This is a genomic window from Microlunatus sp. YIM B11417, from assembly GCF_059617205.1.
Genome location: NZ_JCAMPJ010000005.1, coordinates 114,411 through 139,545, shown reverse-complemented (window position 1 = coordinate 139,545; position 25,135 = coordinate 114,411). Strand labels below are relative to the sequence as shown.

23 protein-coding genes are annotated in these 25,135 nt (G+C 70.0%); 15 read left to right on the top strand and 8 right to left on the bottom strand.

Annotated elements, in window-relative coordinates; genetic code table 11:
* Positions 1 to 58: 58 nt before the first annotated feature.
* The 3 genes from AC6CCG_RS23125 to AC6CCG_RS23115 form a co-directional block, all read right to left on the bottom strand.
* Entirely contained in the window at positions 59 to 784 is a 726-nt protein-coding gene (locus tag AC6CCG_RS23125; RefSeq protein WP_496657074.1) for an NYN domain-containing protein, read from the bottom strand.
* Positions 785 to 909: 125 nt separating this feature from the next.
* Entirely contained in the window at positions 910 to 2,406 is a 1,497-nt protein-coding gene (locus AC6CCG_RS23120) for an ABC transporter substrate-binding protein (RefSeq protein ID WP_496657073.1), read from the bottom strand.
* 15 nt (positions 2,407 to 2,421) lie between these two features.
* Entirely contained in the window at positions 2,422 to 4,758 is a 2,337-nt protein-coding gene (locus AC6CCG_RS23115; RefSeq protein WP_496657072.1) for an Ig-like domain-containing protein, read from the bottom strand.
* Positions 4,759 to 4,925: 167 nt separating this feature from the next.
* Between AC6CCG_RS23115 and AC6CCG_RS23110 the strand changes: the two genes are divergently transcribed.
* The 3 genes from AC6CCG_RS23110 to AC6CCG_RS23100 all read left to right on the top strand — a co-directional run bounded on the left by AC6CCG_RS23110 (position 4,926) and on the right by AC6CCG_RS23100 (position 8,492).
* Entirely contained in the window at positions 4,926 to 5,975 is a 1,050-nt protein-coding gene (locus AC6CCG_RS23110; RefSeq protein WP_496657071.1) for an intradiol ring-cleavage dioxygenase, read from the top strand.
* A 35-nt stretch (positions 5,976 to 6,010) separates the two neighbouring features.
* Entirely contained in the window at positions 6,011 to 7,516 is a 1,506-nt protein-coding gene (locus AC6CCG_RS23105) for an inositol monophosphatase family protein (RefSeq protein ID WP_496657070.1), read from the top strand.
* An 82-nt stretch (positions 7,517 to 7,598) separates the two neighbouring features.
* Positions 7,599 to 8,492, top strand: coding sequence for a phosphotransferase enzyme family protein (locus AC6CCG_RS23100; protein WP_496657069.1), 894 nt, complete (start codon positions 7,599 to 7,601; stop codon positions 8,490 to 8,492).
* Positions 8,493 to 8,561: 69 nt separating this feature from the next.
* Here the strand turns inward: AC6CCG_RS23100 and AC6CCG_RS23095 are convergent, their stop codons facing one another.
* Both AC6CCG_RS23095 and AC6CCG_RS23090 read right to left on the bottom strand, forming a co-directional pair.
* Positions 8,562 to 9,512, bottom strand: a complete 951-nt coding sequence (locus AC6CCG_RS23095; protein WP_496657068.1) for a pyridoxal-phosphate dependent enzyme — start codon at positions 9,510 to 9,512, stop codon at positions 8,562 to 8,564.
* Positions 9,513 to 9,565: 53 nt separating this feature from the next.
* Positions 9,566 to 10,333, bottom strand: a complete 768-nt coding sequence (locus AC6CCG_RS23090) for an SDR family oxidoreductase (protein WP_496657067.1) — start codon at positions 10,331 to 10,333, stop codon at positions 9,566 to 9,568.
* Between the two features lie 95 nt (positions 10,334 to 10,428).
* Here AC6CCG_RS23090 and AC6CCG_RS23085 point away from each other — a divergent pair, with 95 nt between their 5' ends.
* From AC6CCG_RS23085 to AC6CCG_RS23050, 8 genes are all read left to right on the top strand, one after another.
* Positions 10,429 to 11,004 (top strand): superoxide dismutase family protein, encoded by a 576-nt coding sequence (locus AC6CCG_RS23085; protein ID WP_496657066.1) that lies wholly within the window; start codon positions 10,429 to 10,431, stop codon positions 11,002 to 11,004.
* 42 nt (positions 11,005 to 11,046) lie between these two features.
* Positions 11,047 to 12,624 carry an ATP-binding cassette domain-containing protein gene (locus tag AC6CCG_RS23080; RefSeq protein ID WP_496657065.1) on the top strand — a complete coding sequence of 526 codons (1,578 nt, stop codon included), beginning with the start codon at positions 11,047 to 11,049 and terminating at the stop codon, positions 12,622 to 12,624.
* Positions 12,621 to 13,211, top strand: coding sequence for a TetR/AcrR family transcriptional regulator (locus tag AC6CCG_RS23075; RefSeq protein ID WP_496657064.1), 591 nt, complete (start codon positions 12,621 to 12,623; stop codon positions 13,209 to 13,211). The genes AC6CCG_RS23080 and AC6CCG_RS23075 overlap by 4 nt, the downstream gene beginning before the upstream one ends.
* Before the next feature lie 178 nt (positions 13,212 to 13,389).
* Positions 13,390 to 14,601: an alpha-hydroxy acid oxidase gene (locus AC6CCG_RS23070; protein WP_496657063.1), complete on the top strand. Its 1,212-nt coding sequence runs from the start codon at positions 13,390 to 13,392 to the stop codon at positions 14,599 to 14,601.
* Between the two features lie 103 nt (positions 14,602 to 14,704).
* Positions 14,705 to 16,528, top strand: coding sequence for an ATP-binding cassette domain-containing protein (locus AC6CCG_RS23065; RefSeq protein ID WP_496657062.1), 1,824 nt, complete (start codon positions 14,705 to 14,707; stop codon positions 16,526 to 16,528).
* On the top strand, positions 16,525 to 18,309 hold the full coding sequence (locus AC6CCG_RS23060; RefSeq protein WP_496657060.1) for an ABC transporter ATP-binding protein: 1,785 nt from the start codon (positions 16,525 to 16,527) through the stop codon (positions 18,307 to 18,309). Before AC6CCG_RS23065 ends, AC6CCG_RS23060 begins: the two co-directional genes overlap by 4 nt.
* A gap of 50 nt (positions 18,310 to 18,359) precedes the next feature.
* Positions 18,360 to 19,445 carry an LLM class flavin-dependent oxidoreductase gene (locus tag AC6CCG_RS23055; RefSeq protein ID WP_496657059.1) on the top strand — a complete coding sequence of 362 codons (1,086 nt, stop codon included), beginning with the start codon at positions 18,360 to 18,362 and terminating at the stop codon, positions 19,443 to 19,445.
* A gap of 45 nt (positions 19,446 to 19,490) precedes the next feature.
* Positions 19,491 to 20,252, top strand: a complete 762-nt coding sequence (locus tag AC6CCG_RS23050) for a GTP pyrophosphokinase (RefSeq protein ID WP_496657058.1) — start codon at positions 19,491 to 19,493, stop codon at positions 20,250 to 20,252.
* 57 nt (positions 20,253 to 20,309) lie between these two features.
* On the opposite strand, the gene AC6CCG_RS23045 is transcribed toward AC6CCG_RS23050, so the two are convergent.
* Positions 20,310 to 20,858: a Clp protease N-terminal domain-containing protein gene (locus AC6CCG_RS23045; RefSeq protein WP_496657057.1), complete on the bottom strand. Its 549-nt coding sequence runs from the start codon at positions 20,856 to 20,858 to the stop codon at positions 20,310 to 20,312.
* Positions 20,859 to 20,868: 10 nt separating this feature from the next.
* On the bottom strand, positions 20,869 to 21,078 hold the full coding sequence (locus tag AC6CCG_RS23040; protein WP_179750392.1) for an RNA polymerase subunit sigma-70: 210 nt from the start codon (positions 21,076 to 21,078) through the stop codon (positions 20,869 to 20,871).
* A 62-nt stretch (positions 21,079 to 21,140) separates the two neighbouring features.
* On the opposite strand from AC6CCG_RS23040, the gene mmuM reads away from it, so the two are divergent.
* Together mmuM and AC6CCG_RS23030 are read left to right on the top strand one after the other, a co-directional pair.
* Positions 21,141 to 22,022 (top strand): homocysteine S-methyltransferase, encoded by an 882-nt coding sequence (gene mmuM, locus AC6CCG_RS23035; protein ID WP_496657056.1) that lies wholly within the window; start codon positions 21,141 to 21,143, stop codon positions 22,020 to 22,022.
* A gap of 87 nt (positions 22,023 to 22,109) precedes the next feature.
* Positions 22,110 to 22,646 carry a hypothetical protein gene (locus tag AC6CCG_RS23030; protein WP_496657055.1) on the top strand — a complete coding sequence of 179 codons (537 nt, stop codon included), beginning with the start codon at positions 22,110 to 22,112 and terminating at the stop codon, positions 22,644 to 22,646.
* 25 nt (positions 22,647 to 22,671) lie between these two features.
* Here AC6CCG_RS23030 and AC6CCG_RS23025 read toward each other — a convergent pair whose 3' ends face one another.
* The gene (locus AC6CCG_RS23025; protein ID WP_496657054.1) at positions 22,672 to 23,412 is read right to left on the bottom strand and encodes an AAA family ATPase; all 741 of its coding nucleotides are present in this window, start codon (positions 23,410 to 23,412) and stop codon (positions 22,672 to 22,674) included.
* A 17-nt stretch (positions 23,413 to 23,429) separates the two neighbouring features.
* Between AC6CCG_RS23025 and AC6CCG_RS23020 the strand changes: the two genes are divergently transcribed.
* Together AC6CCG_RS23020 and AC6CCG_RS23015 are read left to right on the top strand one after the other, a co-directional pair.
* Entirely contained in the window at positions 23,430 to 24,374 is a 945-nt protein-coding gene (locus AC6CCG_RS23020; RefSeq protein WP_496657053.1) for a class I SAM-dependent methyltransferase, read from the top strand.
* Between the two features lie 60 nt (positions 24,375 to 24,434).
* Positions 24,435 to 25,118 (top strand): Type 1 glutamine amidotransferase-like domain-containing protein, encoded by a 684-nt coding sequence (locus AC6CCG_RS23015; protein ID WP_496657052.1) that lies wholly within the window; start codon positions 24,435 to 24,437, stop codon positions 25,116 to 25,118.
* Positions 25,119 to 25,135 lie beyond the last annotated feature (17 nt).

Here is a 25,135-nt window from a genome sequence, read left to right as displayed (position 1 = left end):
ACCCGCCCTCACGTGGAGGAGCGGGTTGATGAGCTCAGGCTACCACGACGACCGACGCCTACCAGGACGCAGGCTTGGAGATTCCCGAGACCGGATCCGGCAGTTGGCACTGCAGGAGGTCAAGTGGATTCAGCCGCCTCCACCAATGTTGTCCGACGCCATCGGTCGGGAGGCCCTTCAAAGCGCCGGCGAGCGGCCTGACACCCGGGTTGATCACCCCGGTTGGTACGTGGTCGCGCGCGATACGGATCGGCAGGCCAAGATCTGAGTCATTGGAGACAACCACCGCCGCGTCCACCCGGCCCCGGAGCACATCGGCGAGCAGATGCGTCGCCACGTTGACGTCCGATCCTTTCTCCTCACGCTTGCGCACGGTGGCGAGCAGAACGCCGGTGCTGTTGCGTCGAACCCGGAGCACGGGCGACCAGGAAAGCCGACCAGATGGATCCGTCATCGCGGTCGGGGCTCTGGTACCTGCCGGCTCGACCGTCATCACCGACTCCTTGGCCCAGGAGGAGTAGTAGCCCTCTTCCAGGGTGTCGACGGAGACGCTGCGCCGAAGGGCTTCCAGATAGAAGCCCTGGCGCTGAGTCTGGCCAGGGTCGCTCGGGTCGTTCACACGGGCGGTGCAGTAGACGACACGGCCAACGACAGCACCGCGCCAGGAGGCGTACCGCTCAGCCAGAGCACGCAGATCGAGCCACTTCCACCCTGCGACGCTCCCGAGCTGAGCTACCGCACCGTAGTAGAGGTTGAATCCGTCGACATAGAAGCCCACTTTCACAGCGGCACGCTAGCCCAACCTGGGTGACGATCCCGCCCGCCGGACGACGAACCCCACCGACCGGTCACTTGTGCAGCGACACGCCGCAGAAACCGCTGCTGTTGTGACCGGTCGGCGGACCGTGATCAGTAGTCGAAGCCGCCCTCGGCGCGGGACTTGATGTAGGCGGGGATGTCCTCCTGGTCGGCGACGATCAGGGCGGAGCCGACCGTCATCGCGTCCTTGAGGACGTGCTGGCGGAACACCATGTAGAGCGGGATGTCCCAGTACTCCGTGTTGCGGTAGCCGGTCACGGTGGCGTTCTCACCCCAATAGACGGCGGACGTGTCGATCCTCGCCAGCTCCGGGATCGCCTCACCGAACGACGCCACGACGGGATCGGTCGCGAGCACGGCCTTGAGCGCGTGCCGGGAGAGCTCGGTCTGTGCCTCCTCCGACACCAGCCACTTGATCACCTGATAGGCCGTCTCCTTCCTCGTCGACTGCTTGGTGACGAAGGCGGCCAGGGTGTTCGGCTGGTAGATCGTCGTCGACCCCTGATCCAGCACCGGGACCGGTGCGACGCCGAGGTCGACCGATTTCATCCACTCGGCGTACGCCTCCTCGTCGCCGTCCTCGGTCATCAATTCGTTGCCGGCGTAGATCGGCAGCTTGCGCAGGGCGTCGACCGCCATCGCCACCCGGCCCGGCCGGCTCATGTCGCCCTTGACCAGGTCGTCCACGGTGGTGAAGCCGTTGCGCGGGATCAGCAGGAACCGCTCCAGGTTGGCGCCGAGTTCGGCCCACTCCTCAGTCGTCAGGTCGACCTCGACGTCTTCGGGCGCCGGTTGCTCGCTGCCGGTGTCGGTGAACGGATAGACCCCGTACTGGTTGAACTCGAGGTAGTTGTCCGGATGCTGCAGATATCCCTTGTAGGCGGCCAATCCATCCTGCCGGGTCAGCTGCTTGGCCGCCTTGTAGGCATCGTCGTAGGTCCAGCCCGCCTTGGGATGGGAACGGCCGAACCGGTCGAAGATCGCCTTGTTGTAGAACAGCAGGTGTTCATCGAGGAAGACCGGCACGCCGTAGAGGCCGCCGTCGGACCGGGACCGGACCTGCTCGACCGCCGCCTGGTTGAGCGGATCGAGGTCCACCCCGGCCGCCTCCAGGCCGGGCGTCATGTCCTCCACCCAGCCCAGCGGTTCAAGATCACGGTCGATCCGGTTCCGTGGATTGTCGATCACGATGTCCGGCACCACGCCGGCCGCCTTCAGATCCTCGTACCGGATCGGCATGTCCCACGTCGCGTACTTGATCTTGAGGTCCGGGAACGCAGCGCGCAGCTTGTTGCCGATCACCTCGTCGAAGACGCGGGTCGACTGCCGGTCCTCGGTCGGCGAGTACTCGAAGGGCTTGTAGTTCGCGGCGAAGATGAACAGCTCGTCGTCGAAGACGCAGAACTCCTCGTCGTACTTGTTCGGCACCAGGGTCGCGCCGGGATCGGAGCAGTCGCGCTCCGCCGCAGCGCCCTCGTCCGCGACCGCGCCGGGTACGCCGACCAGAGTCAGCCCGGCCAACACCGCACCGAGCCTGATCAGCAGACTTCGCAGGCCGGATCGCGCCCGCAGCTTCGTTGATGACATCGTCGTCCTCCTCGATCAGGAATTGACCCGAACCTCGGCGAAATCGGCCGAGGCGTAGTTGTTGATCTTGTTCGACTCCTTGTTCGAGTCGACCGCCAGCCCGATGTACACGCGCTCGGCCATCGGGATCCGTTCGTAACCGATCCGGGTCCACTGCAGCGAGTCGGTGCTCAGGTGGGCCTCGAACTCACTGCCGCGCTTGATCAACCGGATCCAGTACGGCTTGTCGTCGAGCTCCTCGTCGTCCCACGGGTACGGGCTGATGCTCGGCTCGTCGCCGAACCGGGCGAAGCGCGACACGTGGCCCTTCAGTCCGCCGGCGGACCAGACGATCCCGCCGGTGAAGTACGGCGAGTCCGGTTCCAGGGTCTCCCTGATCATGAGGCCGGCATAGACGCCCTCGTACACCCGGCTGAGCCGGTCGATCCGTGCGATGATCTCCACCACCGACGACGGCCCGGCCTCGATCTCCCGATGGACGAACTGGAACGCGTCCTGCTTCGCCCAGATCTTGCCCGACCCCTTGATCGTGAACGCATCGTCGCCCTTCAGCAGCGCGGAGCCCGCGATCGGCACGTCGCCGACGTCGGTCGAAGTCCAGGCGCCGAGCTCGCTGGTCCGGTTGACGTGCACCGGGGTCCCGGTCGACTGGGTCTTCAGGCCCCGGCTGTCGGTCGCCAGGGCCGTCAGGTACCAGGTGCCGTCGGTGACACCGGGCCAGGTGATCTTGTACGGCGCCGTCTTGACGGTGCCGAGCGACTTGTCGCCGGCGAAGAACTCGACCGCGGCGATCGTCGCGTCGCCGTCGGCCGTCGCCTCCGCGGTGATCACCAACTCCCGTTCCGCCGCGGTGCCGGCGAAGACCTGATCCAGTGTCGGTGACGTGATCGCCACCTCGGGATTGGCCGCACTGTTCGACTGCAGCGAGTTCAGGTAGAGCTCCAGGTTGCTGTAACCGTCCTGGCCGATCGCGGCGCCGTCGGCCGGGTCCTTCGGGTCCAGGCCGTGCGCCTTCTCCCAGTCGTCCGGGATGCCGTCGTGATCACGGTCGTCCGGCGGTGCGGCCGACGCCAGCTTGGGAAATCCGCCGACCTCGGTCTGGGAGTTGATCAACCGGCCGGTCCCGTTGCGGACGTCGGCCAGTAGCCGGGCGTCCGCCGCATCGAGCCGGGGCAGGTTGGCGCCGACGTCGGCGAGCACCGCCTGGTAGGCCTCCTGCGCGGTCTGGGTCTTGATCTCGTTGGGGAACGAGATCGGGTCGGTCGCGTGCGTGATGCCACCGACCGGCACCGTGATCCCGGCCAGGTTGTCCTCGGTGATCTCCGGATGGCCCTCGATCTCGTTCTCCGACACGTGCCAGCGACCGCCGCGACCGGGGGCCACGATCTCCGGAGCCGTTGCAGCCAGTGTGGCCGGTCCGGGCTTGTAGTAGTTGGCGACCAGGTTGATGCCCTCGCACCACTCGCCGCCGTAGCAGGAGGTGAAGCCGTAGTCGTAGATCACGTTGTTGCGGTGGTCCACGAGTTGATCAAGGTGCTCGACGAAGCTGAACCTGGGGTTGCGGCCGCCCTGGTGGACCAGCAGATTGTGGTGGTACGTGACGTTCTGGCCGCCCCACAGGCCGCCGTACCCGTGCCGGCCCTTCTCGTGCGCCGACATGGTCAGCCCCTCGGCGATCAGGCAGTGCGACACCGTGACGTCGTAGTTGCCGTACAGCGAGAAGCACTCGTCGACACCCCAACTGACCGAGCAGTGGTCGATCACCAGGTTGCGCCGGCCCTCGCCCTTGAACGTGTCGATCGGCGTGCCCATCGTGTCGCCGCCGCGGACCCGCAGGTAGCGGATGATGATGTTGTCGCCGTCGACGGTGAACTCGTTGTTGATCACCGCGATCCCGTCGCCCGGCGCGGTCTGGCCGGCGATGGTCAGGTTCGAGCCGGTGATGTCCAGGCCGCCCTCGAGTTCGATGGTGCCACCGACCCGGAAGACGATCATGCGGTTGCTCTGCGACACGGCATCGCGCAGCGAACCCGGACCGGAGTCGGCCAGCGTGGTGACCTCGTAGACCGGGTGTCCGCGGCCGCCGGTGGTGAACTTCCCGGCGCCCTCGGCCCCAGGAAACGCAGGCACGGTGTTGCCGACGACGGCCGGCTGTTGCGCCGGCGCCTTGCGCTTGCTGATCTTGCCGGTGTCGAGCTTGCTGTCGGCCGGCAGATCGGGCTCGGCGCGTGCCGCCGGCGCCGACTGGACCTGCTGGGCGACCATGATCGCCGGTGTGGTCAGGGCGGCCCCCACCAGGAAGCCTCGGCGGCCGAAGCCGCGGATCGGTCGTTTCGGATGTGCTTCGGTCACCGGACACTCCTTTGGTCAGACGGTGCACAGAAGTTCGCGACGCCCCGGACGTCGCGGCCCACGGCTTGCATGCCGGTGGTATGCCACATGCTAAGTTGCGCCATTCACAAGCGTCAAGAGCCGCTCTCACGGCTTGTTCACAAAGGTTCTGGGCTCGAATCACCGGCATGCCGCTTGACCGAGCCTCCTATGGGCGGCCGTTCATGGGCGACGTACAGCAACAGCACAGCCTCAGCCAACGCCGCTCGACCAGGCTGGCTGCCGTACCCGAACGGCGATCCGACGAGGAGGATCCGATGCAGCAGAGCGACGGCGACTACCAGGGACGACCCCTGCCCCGACCGGATGAGGAGGTGGTCGACCAGGGACTCGGATTTGATCTTGGTACGTTGTTCAGCCGTCGCTCCGTGCTGGCCACCCTGGGGATCGGTGCGGCCGCCGCCGGCCTCACCGCCTGTAGCGTCCCCGGCGCCGCCACCGAGACCACCGAAGCGGCCGGGACGAACGACCTGACCGAGATCCCGGACGAGACCGCGGGACCGTATCCGGGCGACGGATCCAACGGCCCCGACGTGCTGGAGCAGTCCGGCATCGTCCGCAGCGACCTCCGGACGAGTTTCGGCACCGGGAGCGCCACCGCCGAGGGCGTACCGCTGGAGCTGACGTTGTCGATCATCGACCTGGCCGGCGGCGACGTCCCGTTCGAGGGCGTCGCCGTCTACGTCTGGCACTGTGATCGCGAGGGGCGCTACTCCATGTATTCCGAGGGTATCGAGAACGAGAACTACCTGCGCGGCGTGCAGCTCGCCGACTCCGACGGCACGGTCACCTTCACCAGCATCTTTCCGGCCTGCTACTCGGGGCGGTGGCCGCACATCCACTTCGAGGTCTACCCCGATCAGGCCGGCATCGCCGACGCGACGAAGGCGATCGCGACCTCACAGGTTGCGCTGCCCCAGGACGCCTGCGAGGCCGTCTACGCGACGGAGGGCTACGAGCAGTCGGTCGGCAACCTGGCTCGGGTGAGTCTGGACTCGGACAACGTGTTCGGCGACGACGGCGGCGTCAGCCAGCTCGGCACCACCACCGGCAGCGCGGCGACCGGCTACCAGGTGACCCTGAAGATCGGCGTCGACACCAGCACCGAGCCGAGCGGCGGCGGTGCTCCCCCGAACGGCGGCGGCCAGCCACCGTCGGGCCGCCCGTCCTCCCGATGATCACGTCGTTACCGGGGTGCCGTACGTTTCCGATCATGAGCAGACGGCCGAACGAGACGGCGCGCATCGTCGCCCACCGCGGAGTCCATTCCGGGACTGGACCCTGGGAGAACACGCTGGCGGCACTGCGGGCGGCGCTCGACGAGGGCGTACGGATGATCGAGATCGACGTCCGGGTGACCCGGGACGGAGCCGTCGTCCTCCTGCACGACGACACGTTGGAACGGCTCTGGGGCGATCCGCGCGCGATCGGTGACGTCGACCTGGCCGAGGTTCGTACGCTGGGCGGTGGTGATCGCCGGATTCCCTTGCTGGCCGAGGCGTTGGAGCTGATCCGCAGCACCGGGGCGATCTTGCTGATCGACATGGACGTGCCGGGCCCGGCGGGTCCGGCGGCCGAGGTCGTACGGGAGACGGCGGCGGAAGGTTGCTCGGCCTGGTGCGGCCATCCGGAGGCGATGCGGACCATCCGGGCCGCGCTGCCGGACGCCGAGATCTGGCAGCCCTGGTATTCCAGCGAGCCGCCGACCGCGACCGACCTGGCCGAACTCCGGCCGGCCGTCGTGAACGCCAACCATCTTCTGGTCGGACGCACCTGGGTCGAGGCGGTCCATGATCTTGGTGCCGCGGCGTCCTGTTGGACCGTGGACGACCCGGCTCAGGCAGCACATCTGACCGCGATCGGCGTCGATTCGATCACGACCAACCGGGTCCGGGAGGTCCGGGCCGCCGCCGCTACGGCGACGGACGAGCGCAGCCGCCAGATGGCGATCGTCACCGAACTGGCCGGCCACGCCGCCGAGATCACCCACCACGTCCGGCGGAACGGAGTCGGACCGGTCGAGACGAAGACCGGGCCCGCCGATCATGTCACCGAGATCGACCGCATGATCGAGCGCCGGGTCCGCGAGGTGATCGGGGCGCAGTTTCCTGATCATGGTCTGGTCGGTGAGGAGTACGGCGGCGTCGCCGACGGCCGGCCCTGCTGGTACGTGGACCCGATCGACGGCACCGCCAACCTGGCCAACGGCGTGCCCTGGACCAGCTTCTCCCTCGCCTTGGTCGAGGACGGCCGACCCGTGGTCGGCGCCGTGATCGATCCGGTGTCGCTGGAACCGATCGCCGCCGCCGAGGGTCGCGGCGCCTGGCAGGCCGGCCGACGGCTGCAGACCGCCGCCCGGCCCGGACCCGAACCGCTGGCCGGCGCCGTCGTGATCACCGAGCTGGCCGGAGCCCGGCCCTGGCCCGGCCTGACCACCCTGATGGAGCGGCTGGCCGCGCGGCACTGCACCTTGCGCATCCCCGGCTCCGGCACCGCGACCCTGTCCGGGATCGCCGCCGGCCGGGGCTCCGCCGCGATCATCCACCGCTACAGCCCGATCGACCATGCCGCCGCGGTGTTGATCATCCTCGAAGCCGGCGGCACCGTGCTCGACCCGGCCGGCGAAGCGCGGATCCCACACCCCGGCGAGCCGGTCATCGCCGGCACCGACCCCGCCACCGCCCGCGCCCTCTGGACCGAGTGGCGGGACTCGGTGTGATCGACTCAGGGCTCGAAGGCCGAGCGAAATTGATGCCGGTTTCAGTCGTGCGCGATCGGGCTCGTGTGTTTAGCCTGAACTGATGGATGAGCACGAGGCCGTCAAGGCCTGGAGCAGGATCGTCGGGGCGGCTCGGTTGGAACCGATGGTGACCGTGAGCAACCAGCTGTGGCGGGTGATCGCCGAGGACGGGCGGGAGTGGGTGCTCAAGAGACTGCCGGAGTGGGCGCCCGGGGCCGGGCCGGTCGACGAGTACCGGGTGCTGCTGCACCTCCAGCGCAGCCGCGTGCCGGTCGCGGTTCCCATGATCACCGATGACGGGCTGATCGCGCACAACGCCGACCGGCTCGGCACCGGCCCGGACGACAAGCTGCCCACCGGAACCCACGCCTACGTCCTGATTCCGGCGCTGCCCAGCGACCCGCGGTTGACCGAGTCACCGGAACTCGCGCACGCCATCGGAGCGGCGATCGGCCGGCTGGAACGGGCGCTGGCCGGCTGTCCGTGGCCGGTGACCTCGTTCACCGACGACCCGGCCGGGGAGATCCTGGGGGAACGGTTCGACGCCATGCCGGAGTCCCTGCGTGAACTCGCGCTGCCGCAGCGCCGGCGATCGTACGAGGCCATCGTCGGGCTGCCCACCCAACGCGTCACGCACGGCGACTGCAACGTCGGCAACCTGCTGGTGCACGACGGAGTCGTGACCGGCTTCATCGATCTTGATCATCTTCCGTCGGGACCGCGGATCCGGGACCTGAGTTACTACCTGACCAGTCGGCTCTCCGCGCACCTGGACCACGGCGAGCCGGCGGCGCTGGCGGCCGTACTGCCGCACTACCTCGCAGGGTTCCGGACCGAGTGCGCGATCACGGACCGCGAGTTCGCCGCGGTTGCACCGATGATGCTCACCGTCGCGATCGGGATGGCCGACTGGCGGTCCCGCGTCCGGGAGGATGACTCGGCCGCTACCAGCTGAGTCTGCGCACCGTCGCCTGGCTGGCCGCCAGGTCCTGAGGGGACGACCCGATCAGGCTGCGGCCGGTGATCAACTCTCCGTGATCAGACGGGCGAACTGCTCGGCGCCGATGTTGCCGCCGGACAGGATCACCCCGATCGGGCCGGTGGAGTTGATCTTGCCGGTCAGCAGGGCGGACAGCGGGCTGGCGCCGCTCGGTTCGAGGACGAGCTTGAGCCGCTCGTACGCCCAGCGCGCCGCTTCGACCAGTTCCGCGTCGCTGACCAGGACGATCGAGTCGAGCAGCCGCCGGTTGATCGCGAAGGTCAGCTCGCCCGGCTGTGGTACCGCCTGGCCGTCCGCCAGCGTGCGCGGAACCGGTACGGCGATCCGCTCGCCGGCCGCCAATGAGCGGTACGTGTCGTCGCCGGCCTCGGGCTCGATGCCGATCACCCGTACGCCTGGTGACAGGTCGGTCGCGATCACCGAGCAGCCGGCGGCCAGGCCGCCGCCACCGACCGGGACCACCAACGTCTCCAGCGGGCCGGTCTCCTCGATCAGTTCCAGCGCCGCGGTGCCCTGGCCGGCGATCACGTCCGGGTGGTCGAACGGCGGGATCATGATCAAGCCGCGTTCCTCCGCCAGTGCGGCACTGATCGCGTCCCGGTCCTCGGTGTAGCGGTCGTAGTGGACGATCTCCGCGCCGTAGCCGGCCGTCGCGTCCAGCTTGAGCCGCGGCGTGTCCTTCGGCATCACGATCACCGCGGACGCCCCGAGCTCGCGGGCGGCCAGGGCGACCGCCTGGGCGTGGTTGCCGGACGAGTGGGCGACCACACCGCGACTGCGCTGGTCCGGGGTCAGCCGGGCGATCGCGTTGTACGCGCCGCGGAACTTGAACGCGCCGACCCGCTGCAGGTTCTCGCATTTGAGCAGCACCGGTGCGCCGACCATCTCGTCCAGGGTGCGGGAGCGCAGCACGGGCGTCCGGTGGGCGACGCCGCGCAGTCGCTCGGCCGCGGCCCGGACATCGCCGGCGGACACGGGAAGCGTTCCTGTTGAAGGAGATTCGGCCATGACCCGATCTTCGCAGAGAGTCAGACGACGGCGGTCATCCCGCCGTCGACGAAGATCACCTGGCCGTTCACGTAGTCCGAAGCCGGCGACGCCAGGAACACCGCCGGGCCCAGCAGGTCACCGACCGTTCCCCACCGCGCCGCCGGGGTCCGGCCGAGGATCCAGCCGTTGAACTCGGCGTCGTCGACCAACGGCTGCGTCATCTCGGTGTGGATGTAGCCGGGCGCGAGTCCATTGATCTGCAATCCGGCACCGGCCCACTCCGCGGCCATCGCCCTGGTCAGGTTGCGCAGCCCGCCCTTGGCCGCCGTGTACGCCGCGATGGTCGGCCGGGCCAACTCCGTCTGCACCGAACAGATGTTGACGATCTTCCCGGCTCCACGCGGAATCATCCGGCGGGCCGCCGCCCGGCCGACCAGGAAGGCGCTGGTCAGGTTCGTCGTCAGCACCCGTTGCCAGTCCGCCAACGCGACGTCGAGCATCGGCTGCCGGTGCTGCACGCCGGCGTTGTTGACCAAGATCATGATCGGCCCGACCTCGGCCTCGATCCGGTCGACCGCGCTCTCGACCGCCTCCGGCTGCGTCACGTCGAAGGCGTACGCGTGCACGGCCAGGCCCTCCGCCGCCAGCGCGGACCTGGCCCGCTCCAGCCGGTCCGGATCGAGGCCGTTCAGCACGACCGTTGCACCGGAGCGTGCCAGACCGGCCGCGATCGCCCGACCGATCCCACGACTCGAGCCCGTGATCAGGGCGATCCGGCCGGACAGGTCGAACAGGTCTGCGGTCACCGGATGATCATGGTCGCGGGGCCGGTGCGGAGTCAACGGCGACGATGCGCCAGACTGGGCTCGTTCGGGGACCGTACGCCTGCCAGGAGTAGACCATGCGTTCCAGCCCCGTCCGACGTTCCATGATCATCGCTGCCGCGGCGCTCGGAGCGTTGCTGCCGGGCCTGCTGCTCTCCCCCGCGTACGCCGACGACGGCGGCACCACCGCCGGTCTGCTGGACGGCACGGTCACGGTCGACGCCGGCCCGCTGGCGGATCTGCGGCCGGACGCGGACCCGACCGACGGAGCGTCGGCGCGGCTGCTGGTCGTCCGCGGCGTGGTCGCCAGCGTCGCGAGGCTCGAGGTCTCCGGGCTGGATCCGGCCGCGGCCGGTCACCGCTACGGCGTGCACGTACACACCGGAGCATGCGTCGCCGGCGACGGCGAGGCCGCCGGCCCGCACTACAACCACGACAAGGCCGTCGGTCGCGAGCCGGCCCGGATCTCGGCCTCGACCGAAGTGTGGCTCGACATCACGGTGGATCGGCACGGCCGCGCTCACGCGTCGACCGTCGTGCCGTTCGGTCTCCCGACCGCCGGGGACGGCATCGGTTCGGTGGTCGTACACGAGCACCCGACCGACCACGCCGGGATGGCCGGCGGACGGCTGGCCTGCCTACCCCTCTCCTAACAAACGCAACGATCGTCGCATTAATGTGCTAGCCTGGGCGTCATGTCCGGGAATCTGCGCCTGTCCTCGGTCGGCTTCGGCTGGCCGGACGGCGACCTGCTGTTCACCGGGATCGATGCGACCTGGACGGATCAGCGGATCGGCCTGGTCGGTGACAACGGCAGCGGCAAGTCCACCCTGCTGCGCCTGATCACCGGCGAGCTCGTGCCGACCGCGGGCACCGTCCGCGCCTCCGGCCCGGTGGCGGTGCTGCCGCAGACGATCGCCACCCGCGATCGGCGTACCGTCTCCGACCTGCTGGCGATCACCGACCTCCGGACCGCCATGGCGCGGGTGCTGGCCGGCACCCCGACAACCGGCGACCTCGCCCTGTCGCCCGACGACTGGCAGGTCGAGGATCGTGCCCTGGCCAGCCTGGCCCGGGTCGGCATCGCGGCCGGGCCGGACTGGCTCGACCGCTCCCTCGCGTCACTGTCCGGCGGCGAGGCGACCATGATCGGGATCGCGGCGACCCTGCTCCGCCGAGCACCGGTCACGGTCTGGGACGAGCCGACGAACAACCTGGACCGGACGGCCCGGGACCGGCTCTACCGGCTGGTCGCCGACGGCTGGCCTGGCCTGTTGATCATCGTCAGTCATGATCGGGAACTGTTGGAGCTGGTCGACGCGATCGCCGAGCTGTACGGCGGCACGCTGCGCCTGTTCGGCGGACCGTACGGCAGCTATCGGGCGACCCTGGACGCCGAGCAGCAGGCCGCCGAGCGCGAGGTCCGCGACGCCCGGTCCACCCTGCGCAAGGAACGCCGCCAGCTCGCCGATGCGCACGTCGCGCTGGCCCGCCGGCAGCGGTACGCCCACACGGACTACGTCAACAAGCGGCGGCCGAAGGTGATCATGCGACAGCGCGCCCGGGAGGCCCAGGTGTCCGCCGGCAAGTACCGGTTGCTGCACGAGGGCAAGCTGGACGAGGCGGCGACCGAACTGCGCCGGGCCGAGGACCAGGTCCGGGCCGACCCGGCGATCCGGATCGACCTGCCCGGGACCGAGGTGCCGGAACGCAAGGTGATCACCGAGCTCGCACTGCCGGATCGAACCATGATCATCCGCGGCCCGGAGCGGATCGCCGTCACCGGGGCGAACGGCGTCGGCAAGACCACGCTGCTGCACGCCCTGGCCGCCGCGACACCCGCGGCCCGGGTCGGCCGGCTGCCGCAGCGGCTCGATCTGCTCGACGATCGCCGTACCCTGCTGGAGAATCTGGCCGACCGCGGTAGGGCGACCGACAACGAGATCCGGGCCCGGCTGGCCCGGTTCGGCTTCCGCGGCGACACCGTCGACCGCCCGGCCGGCGCGCTGTCCGGCGGCGAACGGTTCCGCGGCACCCTGGCCCTGCTGCTGCTCCGCGAGCCTCCGCCACAATTGCTGATCATGGACGAGCCGACCAACAACCTCGATCTGACCAGCGTCGACCAGTTGGTCACGGCGCTGGCCGGCTTTCGCGGCGCCCTGGTCGTCGTGGGCCATGATCACGACCTGTTCGCCAGGATCGGGGTCACCCGGCGCTGGCACCTGGCCCGCGACCATGATCGGCTCCGGATCGACGACCGGCCGCCGGCATGACGACCTCCCGCCCCGGCGGCCGGACCGCGCGCAACACCCGGGCGATCTTCGACGCGCTCTTCGCGGAACTGGTCGAGCGCGGACACGGCGGCCTCACCATGGAGGCGATCGCGACCCGGGCCGGCGTCCACAAGTCGACCCTGTACCGGCGCTGGCCGACGACCGACCTGCTGCTCGCCGCCGCGCTCGCCGAGCATCCGCGCAACAACTGGGCGCCGGACCGCTCCGGCGAGTTGATCAAGGACCTGGTCGGCGTCGGCCGGGCCGTGCTGGACGGCCTGGACGATCCGGTGATCGGCCCGATCTCCCGCGCCTGCATCGCCGCCGCCTTCGCCTCAGAAGCCGCGGCCTCGGCCCTGACCGACTTCCTGGACGATCAGAACAACCGCGCCGCGGTCGTGGTCACGGACGCGATCGAGCGCGGCGACCTGCCGCCCGACACGGCACCGGCTGCGCTGATCGAGCGACTCGTCGCACCCCTCTACTACCGGCGCTTGATCCTGAACCGGCCGGTGACGTCCGAAGACCTGGCCGCGGCCGCTCGGGCCGCCGTCCGGCCCGCGGAGGAGATCCGTCACTCCGGTTAGGTGGCACCGCATCGCGTTCCGGGCGCCTGCTGCTGGCCGATTTCGATCATGGAGTACGGCGTCGCCCCGCACTCCCGTGCCAGTCGGGATCACGCGCTGCGCTGGCCCTGTCGCGCCCGCGCGGTACGGATACGGGACAATGACAGCCGCCCCACCCGGATCGAACGTCGAGGAAGTCATGGTCGAACGCCGCCTGCCCAGCCCGAAGGATCTCGCTCCGCTGATGCGGCTGAAGCGGCCGGAGCTCAACCCCAAGAAGCGCCGGCTGGCGAACGCGCTGACGGTCGAGGACCTGCGCCGGATCGCCAAGCGACGCACACCGCGGGCCGCGTTCGACTACACCGACGGCGCGGCGGAGGACGAGTTCTCGCTGTCCCGGGCCCGGCAGACGTTCCGGGACGTGACGCTCCATCCGCGGATCCTGCGCGACGTGTCGTCGATCGACACCTCCGTTCAGGTGCTCGGCAAGAAGTCGGCCTGGCCGTTCGGCATCGCGCCGACCGGATTCACCCGGATGATGCACACGGAAGGTGAGGTGGCCGGCGTCCGCGCGGCCGGTCGCGCCGGGATCCCGTACTCCCTGTCCACGATGGGCACCACCTCGATCGAGGACGTCCGGGCGGCCGGGCCGGACACCCGGAAGTGGTTCCAGCTGTACATGTGGAAGGACCGCGACCGGTCGATGAACCTGGTCCAGCGGGCGGCCGACAACGGCTTCGACACGCTGCTGGTGACGGTCGACGTGCCGGTCGCCGGAGCCCGGCTGCGGGACACCCGGAACGGGCTGACCATCCCGCCGACGCTGACCCCGAAGACGATCGTCGACGCGATCCCGCGGCCCTGGTGGTGGTTCGACTTCCTGACCACCGAGCCCCTGTCGTTCGCGACGCTGGACCGCTGGTCGGGCACCGTCGCCGAGCTGCTCGACGTGATGTTCGACCCGACGGTGGACTTCGACGACCTGGCCTGGATCAAGGATCAGTGGCCCGGATCCCTGGTGGTGAAGGGAATCCAGAACGTCGAGGACGCCAAGAAGGTGGCCTCGCTGGGCGTCGACGGGATCGTCCTGTCCAACCACGGCGGCCGCCAGCTGGACCGGGCGCCGATCCCGCTGCGGATCCTGCCCGAGGTGGTACGGGAGGTCGGCAACGACCTGGACGTCATGGTCGACACCGGCATCATGTCCGGCACCGACATCGTCACCGCGATGGCCCTCGGGGCGAAGTTCACCCTGGTCGGCCGCGCCTACCTGTACGGGCTGATGGCGGGCGGGGAGGCCGGCGTCGACCGGATGATCGAGATCCTGACCAGCCAGATCGCGCGCACCATGAAGCTGCTCGGCGCCCGCTCGATCGAGGAGCTCGAGCCGTCCATGGTGACGCTCAATTAGCCTGCGGGCCCACGCGCGCTGAGACTGTCGAAGCGCCAAGCCAGATCGGACCTGGCCCTTCGACGAGCTCAGGGAGCGGGTTTCGGCACTAGACTCACCGCTTGTGTCGTGGTCCTGGGGGTCCCTCGTCGGCCGCCGGGACACGACCCTGCGGCAGCTTCTCGCCGAACGGTTCCGGCTGCTGAGCCTGCTCCGTGAGGGCGGCCCCGCGACGGTCGCGATGGCCGTCACCCAACTGATCGCCAACCTCGGCCCGGCAGCCACCGCCCTGGCGGCAGGCCTGGCCACCCACGGTGCCGAGGTGGCGCTCGGCAGCGGTGACCTGGGCCCGGCCGTCCCCGGGCTGGTCGTCCTCGGCGTCGTCTTCCTGCTCACCCAGGCGGTACTGAACACGACCGACGGACTGGCCACCGACGTCCGGCTCCGCGTGGACGGTTGGGTACGTCAGCAGGCGCGCACCGCGGCCGCAGCACGGCCGACGCTGGTCGAGCTGGCCGACCCGCAGTTCCAGGAGGACGCCAACCGGACCGCCGACCTCGGCCGGCGCGGCGGCCGGGTCCGGTCCCCGGGCGGTGCCGCCGTCGGGCAGGCCCTGTTGACGGCGCGGCTGATCGGCGGCGTCCTGGCGGCGGTCGTGCTGGCCCAGTTCTCCGTCCTGCTGGCGATCGTCGTCCCGGTCCTGGCGCTGCTCAACCGCGCGGTGCTGCGACGGCAGTGGATGCATCTGGCGAACGTCGACGACGGACAGGCGGCGATCAGACGCCGGACCGACTACTGGGCAGGGCTCGGTCAGGAGCCGCGACTGGCCGGCGAGATCCGGCTGTTCGGACTGGGCCCCTGGATCACCCTGCGGCACCGCCGCGCCCTGATCGCCGAACGGGGTCCGGTGCTGCGCAACCGGATGACGGTGATGCGGCAGCAGACCTTGATCATCGGGCTGACCGTGCTGGCCGCCTCGGTCGGCATCCTGCCGCTCGCGTTCGCCGCCGCCGGGGGCTCGATCACCGCTGCCGAACTGGTCACCTACCTGACCGCGGTACTCGGGGTCCTCGGTGTGCTGTCCGCGATGGGTCACGAGGCATTCGACATCGAGTACGGGCGCAGCACGGTCCGGGCCCTGGACCGGCTGCTGACCGGTGCCGCCGCGACGCCGCGGCCGCGCCCGCCGGCCCGCGCCGGTGCGCTGGTCGAACTGGACGGCGTCGGCTTTCGCTACCCGGGACAGCAGGCGCCGGTGCTGGACGGCTGCGACCTGGCGATCCGGACCGGCGAGGTGCTCGGCGTGGTCGGCGTCAACGGTGCCGGCAAGACGACGCTGGTCAAGATGATCGCCGGACTGCTCGACCCGACCCACGGCGAGATCCGGGTCGGCGACGACGGCACCGTCGGCGTCACGGCCGTCTTCCAGGATCTGCTGCACTATCCCCTGTCGCTGCGGGACAACGTCGCCCTGGCCGCACCCGAGGCGGACGGCGGCGACGCGGCCGTGCTCGCGGCGTTGCGCGCAGCCGGCGCCGGGGACCTTCCGGACCGGCTGCCGGCCGGGCTGGACACGGTGCTGCACCGTGATCTTGCCGGCGGCACCGATCTGTCCGGCGGCCAGTGGCAGCGGGTCGCGATCGCCCGCGCGGTGTATGCCGTGCACGCCGGCCGGCGATTGGTGATCTTGGACGAGCCGACCGCGAACCTCGATGTCCGGGCCGAGACCGCCTTCTACGCAACGGTGGTCGAGACGCTGCCGGAAGCGACCGTGGTCCTGATCTCGCACCGGTTGTCGACGGTACGCAACGCCGACCGGATCGTGCTGCTCGCGGACGGCAGGATCAGCGAGCAGGGCAGCCACCAGGAGCTGATCGATCTCGACGGGGAGTATGCGCGACTGTTCCGGCTCCAGGCGTCCCGGTTCCGGGCCGAGGAGGACCGATGATCACCAAGGCCAGGCTGCTGCTGGAGCTGCTCCGCCGCAGCTGGGTGGTGGCACCGCTCTCCTCGCTGGTGATCACCGTGGTGATCATCGCCCAATCGGCCTCGGCCGCCCTGACCGCCGCGATCCAACGGCAGCTCGTCGATCAGACCGGCCGGCCCACGGCACTGACGGCGGTGGTGGCGATCGGCCTCGGACTCGCCGTCGCGTACGCCGCCGGCGCCGCGGGCAACCGGATCCAGGGCAACCTGCGCGGCGTGATCGCCGAGAAGCTGGACATCGACCTGAGCGGCAACGTGCTGCGCTGGGCCACCCAGACACCGCGGACCGACCAGTACGACCGGCCGGACTTCCTGGACCGGCTGCACCTGGTCCGGACCGGCACCGCGAAACTGGCCGGCATCTCCTGGAACCTGGTCAACACGGTCTGCGTCGTGCTCGGTCTGGCCGCCAGCCTGGTGCTGCTGGCCCGGATCAACCCGTGGTTGATGATCATGGCCGGGCTCGCCGTACCGCCGTTCCTGCTGAACGGCCGCAGCGGCCGGTTCCTGCGGAGGGCGCGCGACGTCACGGCGCCCTGGGAACGCCAGGAGGCCACGCTGCACGGCTACGCCAGCCAGCCGGAGCCGGCCAAGGAGGTCCGGGTCAACCGGAGCCAGCCGATCATCGATGATCACTGCGCGACGTTGTGGGACCGGACCCGGCGGACGATCCGGGCGGCCCACCTGAAGTCGGCCCTGCACGGGTATGCGGGATGGTTGATCTTCGCCGTCGGCTACCTGGGCGCGGTGGGCTTCACGATCTGGCTGGTCACCGAGCGGCAGGCCAGTCTCGGTGACCTGGTGCTGGTGATCTCCCTCGGCCAGCAGTTGCGCTGGCAGGTGATCAGCGTCGTGTTCGGAATCTCCGAGGTCGCCGACGGCGGCCACGCGGCCGGGCACTACGACTGGCTGCGCGAGCAGTTCCGGCAGACCCGCCGGACCGCGGCCTCCCCCGTGCCGCCACCGGTCCGGCTGGACCGCGGCATCACGGTCGAGGAGCTGAGCTTCCGATACCCGGGTCAAGATCATCCGGCGGTCGACGGGGTCAGCGTGGAACTCGCGGCCGGTCAGGTGGTGGCCCTGCTCGGCGAGAACGGCGCGGGCAAGACCACCCTGGCGAAGCTGCTGCTCGGCCAATACCTGCCCGACGCCGGCGCCATCCGGCTGGACGATGTCGACCTGTCCCGGGTGGACCCGGCCGACTGGGCGCGCCGGTGCAGCGGGCTCCTGCAGGACTTCGGCAAGCTGCAGGGTCCGGTCCGCGAGGCGGTCGGCGCCGGAGCCCTCCGGCCGCCGTCCCGGGCCGACCTCGACCGGGCGGTGGACGAGGCGCATGCCCGGAGCATCGTCGACGGGCTGCCGCGCGGCCTGGACACCGAGCTCGGGCTCGCGTACGGCACCCGGGACCTGTCCCACGGCCAGTGGCAGCGGCTCGCCCTGGCCCGCGGCCTGACCCGGCCGGAGCCGCTGCTGCTGATCCTCGACGAACCGACCTCCGCCCTCGACCCGGAGGTGGAGCACCGGCTGTTCGACGCGTTCTTCCGCAGCGCCCGCCGGGCTGCCGCCGAGCACGGCAGCATCGCCTTGATCATCTCGCACCGGCTCTCCACCACCCAGGACGCCGACCTGATCCTCGTGATGGAACGGGGGCGGATCGTCGAGTCCGGTGATCACGACACCCTGATCGGCCGGGGCGGACGGTACAGCGAGCTCTACCGGTTGCAGACCCACGCCTACCGCTGATCCGAGCCGGTGGGGAATATCGCCGGCCCTGACCTGAGTTGTGCCTGGTCGTGACCGACCACACCGCTGCCGACCTCGCGCTGTCCGTACTCGACCTGGTGCCGGTGCGCACCGACCAGACCACGACCGACGCGATCCGGGCGTCGCTGCGGCTCGCGGAGACCGCGGACGAGCTCGGGTTCCGGCGCTACTGGGTGGCCGAGCACCACAACATGCCGGCCGTGGCCGCGACCAACCCTCCGGTCCTGATCGGCATCATCGCCGCAGCCACCCAGCGGATCCGAGTCGGTTCCGGCGGCGTGATGCTGCCGAACCACGCGCCACTGGTGGTGGCCGAGCAGTTCGCGCTGCTCGAGGCCGCCTTCCCCGGGCGGATCGATCTGGGGATCGGCCGCGCGCCGGGCAGCGACCCGGTGACCAACTACGTCCTGCGGACGGCTTCCGGGCGCGGCGACAACGAGGTGGAGCGGTTCCCGGACTACGTGTCCGATGTGATCGCGCTGATGGACACCGACGGAGTCGACCTCGACCTGCAGGGCCGGCGGTACCCGCTGCGGGCCACGCCGCAGGCGACGGCTACCCCGGTGGTCTGGCTGCTCGGATCGTCGCTCTACTCGGCCGAGCTGGCGGCGGCGCGCGGGCTGCCGTACGTCTTCGCGCACCACTTCTCCGGCGAGGGGACCCAGGAGGCCCTCCGCGTCTACCGGTCCAACTTCCGGCCGTCCGATCTGCTCGCCGAGCCGCGGACGTTCCTGACCGTGAACGCCGCCGTCGCGCCGACCGAGGCGGAGGCGCGGCGGCTGACCGTACCGCAGCAGTTGGCGATGGTCGCACTGCGGACCGGTGGCGAGCTGAAACCGGCTCCGACCGTCGAGGAGGCCGAGCAGGTCGAACTGCCGGCCGCGCACCGCGAGCTGGCCGAAGCGATGAGCACTCGCTGGGTGATCGGCGACCCGCCCGCCGCAGCCAAGGCGATTCGTGATCTTGCCCACACCTACGGGGTGGACGAGGTGATGATCAACCCGATCGCCGGGGCGTTCGCGGGCACTGCGGCCGACCGGGCTCCCGCCCGGGAGCAGACGTTGCGGCTGCTGGCCGGCGCGCTGGCGGAGTCCGGCCCGGTTCGGATTGCCTGAGAAATGCACAGGGACGGGTCAGGTAACGGGCATACCCTTGGCCGGGTGATTGAGACCTCCTCCGGCCCCGAACCCCTGCTGCCACACAGCTTCGGTGACCTCCGCCAGCTGCGGGAGGAATTCACCCGGTTCATGATGGAGTACAAGTTCGGCATCGACGAGATGTCGACCAAGATCAAGATCCTGCAGGACGAATTCAGCCAGCTGCACGACTACAACCCGATCGAGCACGTCTCCTCCCGGCTCAAGGCTCCGGACAGCATCCTGGACAAGATCATCCGGAAGGGCTGCGAACCGACTTTCTCCTCGATCAGGGAGACCATCACCGACATCGCGGGCGTCCGGGTCACCTGCAGCTTCGTCTCCGACGTCTACCGGGTGTTCGACCTGCTGGCCGGCCAGTCGGACGTCAAGGTGCTCGACGTCCGCGACTACATCGCCGAACCGAAGCCGAACGGCTACCGCAGTCTGCACGGGATCGTCGAGGTGCCGGTCTTCCTGTCCGACGGCGTGGTGCCGGTGACCGTCGAGGTGCAGCTGCGCACCATCGCGATGGACTTCTGGGCGAGCCTCGAGCACAAGATCTATTACAAGTACCGCAAGCAGGTGCCGACCGAGCTGCTCCGCGACCTGCAGCAGGCCGCCGAGACCGCCCACCGGCTGGACGGGACGATGCAGCGGCTGCACGAGGAGATCCACCGGGCCGACGTCGCGCCGGTCGCGTCCGCGGTCCCGGAGGATCTGACCCCGTCCGACGAGGTGCTGCGGCAACTCTGGCAGGCGCGGCAGCAGTCCGGTCTCGACTGACCGGCCGCGGCGTCCAGCCGCGCCGCAGCGCCGCGCGGGTCGCGTTCACGTCGCCGATCAGGCGGAGGCGCGGAGCCGGCCGCGGAGATCGTTGCGGAACTGGATCGGGTCGATGACGAAGGACTCGAGCAGCCGGTGGGACAGGCTGCCGACGTCGCCGAGGATGCCGAGCAGGACATGCTCGGCGCCGATCCGGTTGTGGCCGAGGTTGATCGCCTCCCGGAGCGCCAGTTCGAGCGACTTCTTGGCGCCCTTGCCGAACGGCAGATGGCCGCGGACCGCCTTCCGGCGCTCCCGGTCCTCCAGTGCCCCCTCGCCGAAGGCGCGCTCGATCCGCTCCCGTACCTGCTCGAGATCGATGCCCAGCGAGGCCAGGGCCTGCGCGTCGAGTTGATCACCGGCCAGCGTGGCCAGCCGTTCCCGGGCCGCGGGATAGTCGACCCCGGCCGCGACCAGCGCTTGGCGGGCCTCACCGGTGTCGTGCCACAGCACCCCGAGCAGGACGTGCTCGCTGCCGATCATCGGATGGTGCAACTCGCGGGCCACCGTCTGCGCGTGCAGCACGCTCTCCCGAGCCGAGAGCGAGAAGCGTTCGAACATGATCATCCCTTCCTGGTCAGCGCCGGCCGTGCTTCTTGTGGACCGCCTGCTTGGACACGCCGAGCACGGTGGCGATGTCCTGCCAGGACCAGCCCAGGCCGCGGGCTCGCTCCACGTGCAGGCGTTCCAGCTGGTCGGCCAGCAGCCGGAGGCTGCGCACGGCACGCAGACCCTCGCCGGGGTCGGCGCTCTCGATGGCCGTGTTGAGGTCAGCAGTGCTGCTCATGCCGTCATCCTAGGTTGACGATTCCGGAGGGTCAACCCTGGTTGACGGACTAGGTTTCGTACGTGGAGTTTCCTCCGGACGGGATCGTGATCAGTGACGGCGGGCTGGCCACCGAACTCGAGAGCCGCGGGTACGACCTCGGCGGCGGGCTCTGGTCGGCCCGACTGCTGGCCGACGACCCGGACGCGATCCGGTCCGTGCACGCCGCCTACTTCGCGGCCGGGGCGCGGATCGCCACCACGGCGAGCTACCAGGCCTCGATCGACGGCTTCGTCGGCCACGGCCGGGATCGCGCCGAGGCGGTCGACCTGCTCCGGCGCAGCGTGCGGTTGGCCGTCGAGGCGCGGGACGCGTTGCCCGAGCCGACCGGACGCTGGGTCGCCGCCTCGATCGGGCCGTACGGAGCGGCGCTGGCCGACGGATCCGAGTATCGCGGCCGCTACGGGCTCTCCACGGCCAGGCTGACCGCCTGGCACCGGCCGCGGCTGGAGGTGCTGGCCGACTCCGGCGCCGATGTGATCGCGCTGGAGACCGTGCCGGACCTGGACGAGGCGGCGGCGCTGGTCGGGCTGGTCGGCGAGACCGGCGTCCGGGCCTGGCTCTCGTACACGATCGACGGGGCGCGCACACGCGCCGGCCAGCCGCTGGCCGAGGCCTTCGCGCTGGCCGAGGCTCCTGGCATCGCCGCCGTCGGGGTCAACTGCTGCGACCCCGCCGACGTGCCGGGCGCGATCGCGATCGCCCGCTCGGTGACCGACCGGCCGGTGATCGTCTACCCCAACAGCGGTGAACACTGGGAGGGCCGCTGGACCGGTCCGATCCGCTTCACCGCGGCGGCAGCGCGGGACTGGATCGAGGCAGGCGCCCGGGTCGTCGGCGGCTGCTGCCGGGTCGGTCCGAGCCTGATCAGCAGCCTGATCGGCTCAAAGGCTGAGCGAATCTAGCCGAAAACCTGATCAGGCCTTAATCTGTGTCCACCGGGGGGTGTTGGGTCGCAGCTGTGCGATCCGGGGGATTCGCCTGGGGGAAGCATGCGCAAGTTGTTCTTCGGTCTGCTCGTCGTCGCCGTTCTGGCGGCCTTCGGTGGACTGCTCGCCGGTTCATCTGAGTTCCGCGGTGCCGCGACTCAGCCGGACTTCGGCCAGCCCGACCACATCTCCGACGGGGTCCGTACGATCTCGCTCTGGAGCAGCGAGCGGCGCAAGGTCGAGGCCACCGTCGGGGTGGACGTCAGGTCCACCGAGGGTCGGCCGACGCACTACCGGAGCTCGATCGAGATCCGCTGTCAGGTCAGGGGCTACAACGGCGCCTGGCAGCCGCACCCGTGCACGGCCAACTTCGGTCAGCGGCTGATCCGGGACCAGTCCACCGTGGTCGAGAGCTGGGCCGAGGTCACCTCCGCCGACGACGGCAGGATCGTCAGCGACGGCGAGTGGCAGCCGGTCGTCTGCCGCGGCCTCTACACGACCGAGTTGCTGGCGTACCAGATCGGCGTCGCCGGGACCGTACACACGATCGAGGGCAACCCGGGCTACTTCCCGAGCAACGGGATCTGGGCCGACTGCTGAGCCGCGGGCCCGGCCCGGAGTTTGATCAAGGGTCGATCACGCGGCGCAGGTAGGCCTCCGGCCGGTCGACGAACCGGCGGTAGTGATCAACCACGTCCAGTTCCGACCAAGATCGCCGGTGCATCCCGGACCCGTCGAGTTCCATGATCGTCGCACCCGGCAGTGCGGCGATCACCGGCGAGTGGGTGGCCAGCAGCAGCTGGGCGTCGTCGTGGGCGACCAGGTCGGCGAGGACACCGAGCAGGGTCAGCTGCGCCGTGAACGACAGTCCCGCTTCGGGTTCGTCCAGGACGAAGAAGCCGCCGCCGCTGAACCGCGTGGTCATGATCATGGACAGGAACGACTCGCCATGGCTCAACTCGTGGAAGGGTTGCTCGGGCAGTTGGGCCGGGTTGTCCTCCAGGTACGTGAACAGGCCGTGCATCGTCTCGGCGCGGAGGAAGTAGCCCCACCGGGTCGCCCCGGCGCCGCGGACCAGCCGGAGCTGACCCGACAGTCCGGACTCGGAGACCCGGGTGCTGTGCCGGGCACCGGTCGAGCCGCCCTCCGGCGAGAGCCCGTACGCGACCGCGATCGCCTCGATCAGCGTCGACTTCCCGGTCCCGTTCTCGCCGACCAGGATCGTCGCCGGATCAAGATCAAGTCCGTCCCGGAGCAGCTGAGCGACCGGAGCCAGCGTCGCGGGCCAGACCGCCGGCGTCACCTCCAGGCCCGGAGCCCGCTCCACCCGCCGGACCGGCCGCCGCACCTCCCACCCCGCTGCCATGGGCCGACGATAATCGGTTGGCCGAGAGCGCGGGCGTCCTTAGCCTCGGCGAGGTGATCTATCAGCACCCGCTCGCCTACCTGCTCGGACTGGAAGGGCTCGCCCTGCTCCGCGGCTGGGCCGGGGACTTCGACCAGGAGTTCGTCGAGGCCAGGCTCGCGGAGGTCCGGCGGCTGCTCGACGAGAAGGCGCTGACCGAGCATCCCGGCGTACGGGTCGGTCGCGGCGACAGTCCGACCGGCTACGCGCAGTGGGCAGCGAGTTACGACGAGCCGCGCAACGGCCTGTTCGACCTCGACGAGCCGATCGTGCGACCCCTGTTCGATGCGGTGGCACCCGGCGTCGCGCTCGACGCGGCCTGCGGCACCGGCCGGTTCGCCGAACTGCTGGCCTGCCGGCACCAGGTGATCGGCATCGACGGGTCGCCCGAAATGCTGGAACGGGCCCGAGCTCGGGTTCCGGCCGGCGACTTCCGGCTCGGCACTCTTGATCAACTTCCGGTGCCGGACGGCAGCGTCGACCTCGTCACGTCCGCGTTGGCCTTGTCCCACGTACCCGATCTCGGTCCGGTGCTGCGCGAGTTCGCGCGGGCACTCCGACCGGGCGGACACGTGATCATCTCGGATGTCCACCCTCAGTTGATCTTCCTTGGCTCGGTCGTGAAGTCGCTGGGCCCCGACGGAGAGCCCGGGCTGGTACCCACCTATCGGCACTCGGCCGGCGACTTGCTCCGCGCCGCACTGCCGCACGGGTTCCGGCTCCGCCACTGCGAGGAGGCGCCCGGTCCGTCGACGCAGGCCGATCAACCCGCACCGCACGACCCGCTGCGGGACGACCTCCGTCCCGGCCCGTGGGCGGACTGGCCATGGTCGCTGATGAGCCTGGTCCCGGCCGCGGCCGGCGCTGCCGGCGACGGACCGGCCATCGTGGTCTGGCACTTCACCCTGGAGCCTGGTTCATGATCATCCAGCCGTGCTAGATTGCAGACTGATTCCGTTTTGCAATCAGATCGGTGGCGCGTCATGAAGCTGCTTCTCACCTCCGGTGGCATCAGCAATCCGACCATCCGGGCCGCTCTCGTCGGCCTGCTCGGCAAGCCGATCGAGGAGTGCCGGGCTCTCGCCATCCCGACCGCCAAGTACGGGCATCCCGGCTGCGATCCCGAGTCGGTCAGGCGGTTCATCGCCGGTGAGTATCAGCCTCCCAACCTGATGTGCGAGGCGGGCTGGATGTCGATCGGCGTCCTCGAACTCACCGCGCTGCCCACCATCGGCGCCGATCGCTGGCTGCCCTGGATCCGGGAGACCGATGTGCTCCTGGTCGACGGCGGCGACGCGACGTACCTGGGCTACTGGCTGAAGGAGTCCGGGTTGGCCGACCTGCTCCCCTCGCTGCCCGAGCTGGTCTGGGTCGGCATGAGCGCCGGCAGCATGGCGCTGACCCCGCGGATCGGCAAGGAGTTCTTCAACTGGACGTCGCCGAGCGGCGGGGAGGAGACCCTCGGCCTGGTCGACTTCTCGATCTTCCCGCACCTGGACTACCCAGGCTGGCCGGACAACTCACTGGACAGCGCTCGCCGCTGGGCGGAGAGGATCTCCGGTCCGGCGTACGCGATCGACGACCAGACCGCGATCTCGGTCGTCGACGGCGCCGTCGAGGTGCACTCCGAGGGCCACTGGCACCTCCTCAACCCGGCCGCGGCCTGACCGACACTGTCGCGATT

Coding starts and splice junctions, on each gene's coding strand:
- AC6CCG_RS23070 (WP_496657063.1), top strand. CDS start 13,390: ATGGTCGAACGCCGCCTGCCCAGCCCGAAGGATCTCGCTCCGCTGATG.
- AC6CCG_RS23075 (WP_496657064.1), top strand. CDS start 12,621: ATGACGACCTCCCGCCCCGGCGGCCGGACCGCGCGCAACACCCGGGCG.
- AC6CCG_RS23025 (WP_496657054.1), bottom strand. CDS start 23,412: ATGGCAGCGGGGTGGGAGGTGCGGCGGCCGGTCCGGCGGGTGGAGCGG.
- AC6CCG_RS23110 (WP_496657071.1), top strand. CDS start 4,926: ATGCCGCTTGACCGAGCCTCCTATGGGCGGCCGTTCATGGGCGACGTA.
- AC6CCG_RS23085 (WP_496657066.1), top strand. CDS start 10,429: ATGCGTTCCAGCCCCGTCCGACGTTCCATGATCATCGCTGCCGCGGCG.
- AC6CCG_RS23060 (WP_496657060.1), top strand. CDS start 16,525: ATGATCACCAAGGCCAGGCTGCTGCTGGAGCTGCTCCGCCGCAGCTGG.
- AC6CCG_RS23080 (WP_496657065.1), top strand. CDS start 11,047: ATGTCCGGGAATCTGCGCCTGTCCTCGGTCGGCTTCGGCTGGCCGGAC.
- AC6CCG_RS23105 (WP_496657070.1), top strand. CDS start 6,011: ATGAGCAGACGGCCGAACGAGACGGCGCGCATCGTCGCCCACCGCGGA.
- AC6CCG_RS23100 (WP_496657069.1), top strand. CDS start 7,599: ATGGATGAGCACGAGGCCGTCAAGGCCTGGAGCAGGATCGTCGGGGCG.
- AC6CCG_RS23045 (WP_496657057.1), bottom strand. CDS start 20,858: ATGATCATGTTCGAACGCTTCTCGCTCTCGGCTCGGGAGAGCGTGCTG.
- AC6CCG_RS23120 (WP_496657073.1), bottom strand. CDS start 2,406: ATGTCATCAACGAAGCTGCGGGCGCGATCCGGCCTGCGAAGTCTGCTG.
- AC6CCG_RS23030 (WP_496657055.1), top strand. CDS start 22,110: ATGCGCAAGTTGTTCTTCGGTCTGCTCGTCGTCGCCGTTCTGGCGGCC.
- AC6CCG_RS23015 (WP_496657052.1), top strand. CDS start 24,435: ATGAAGCTGCTTCTCACCTCCGGTGGCATCAGCAATCCGACCATCCGG.
- AC6CCG_RS23040 (WP_179750392.1), bottom strand. CDS start 21,078: ATGAGCAGCACTGCTGACCTCAACACGGCCATCGAGAGCGCCGACCCC.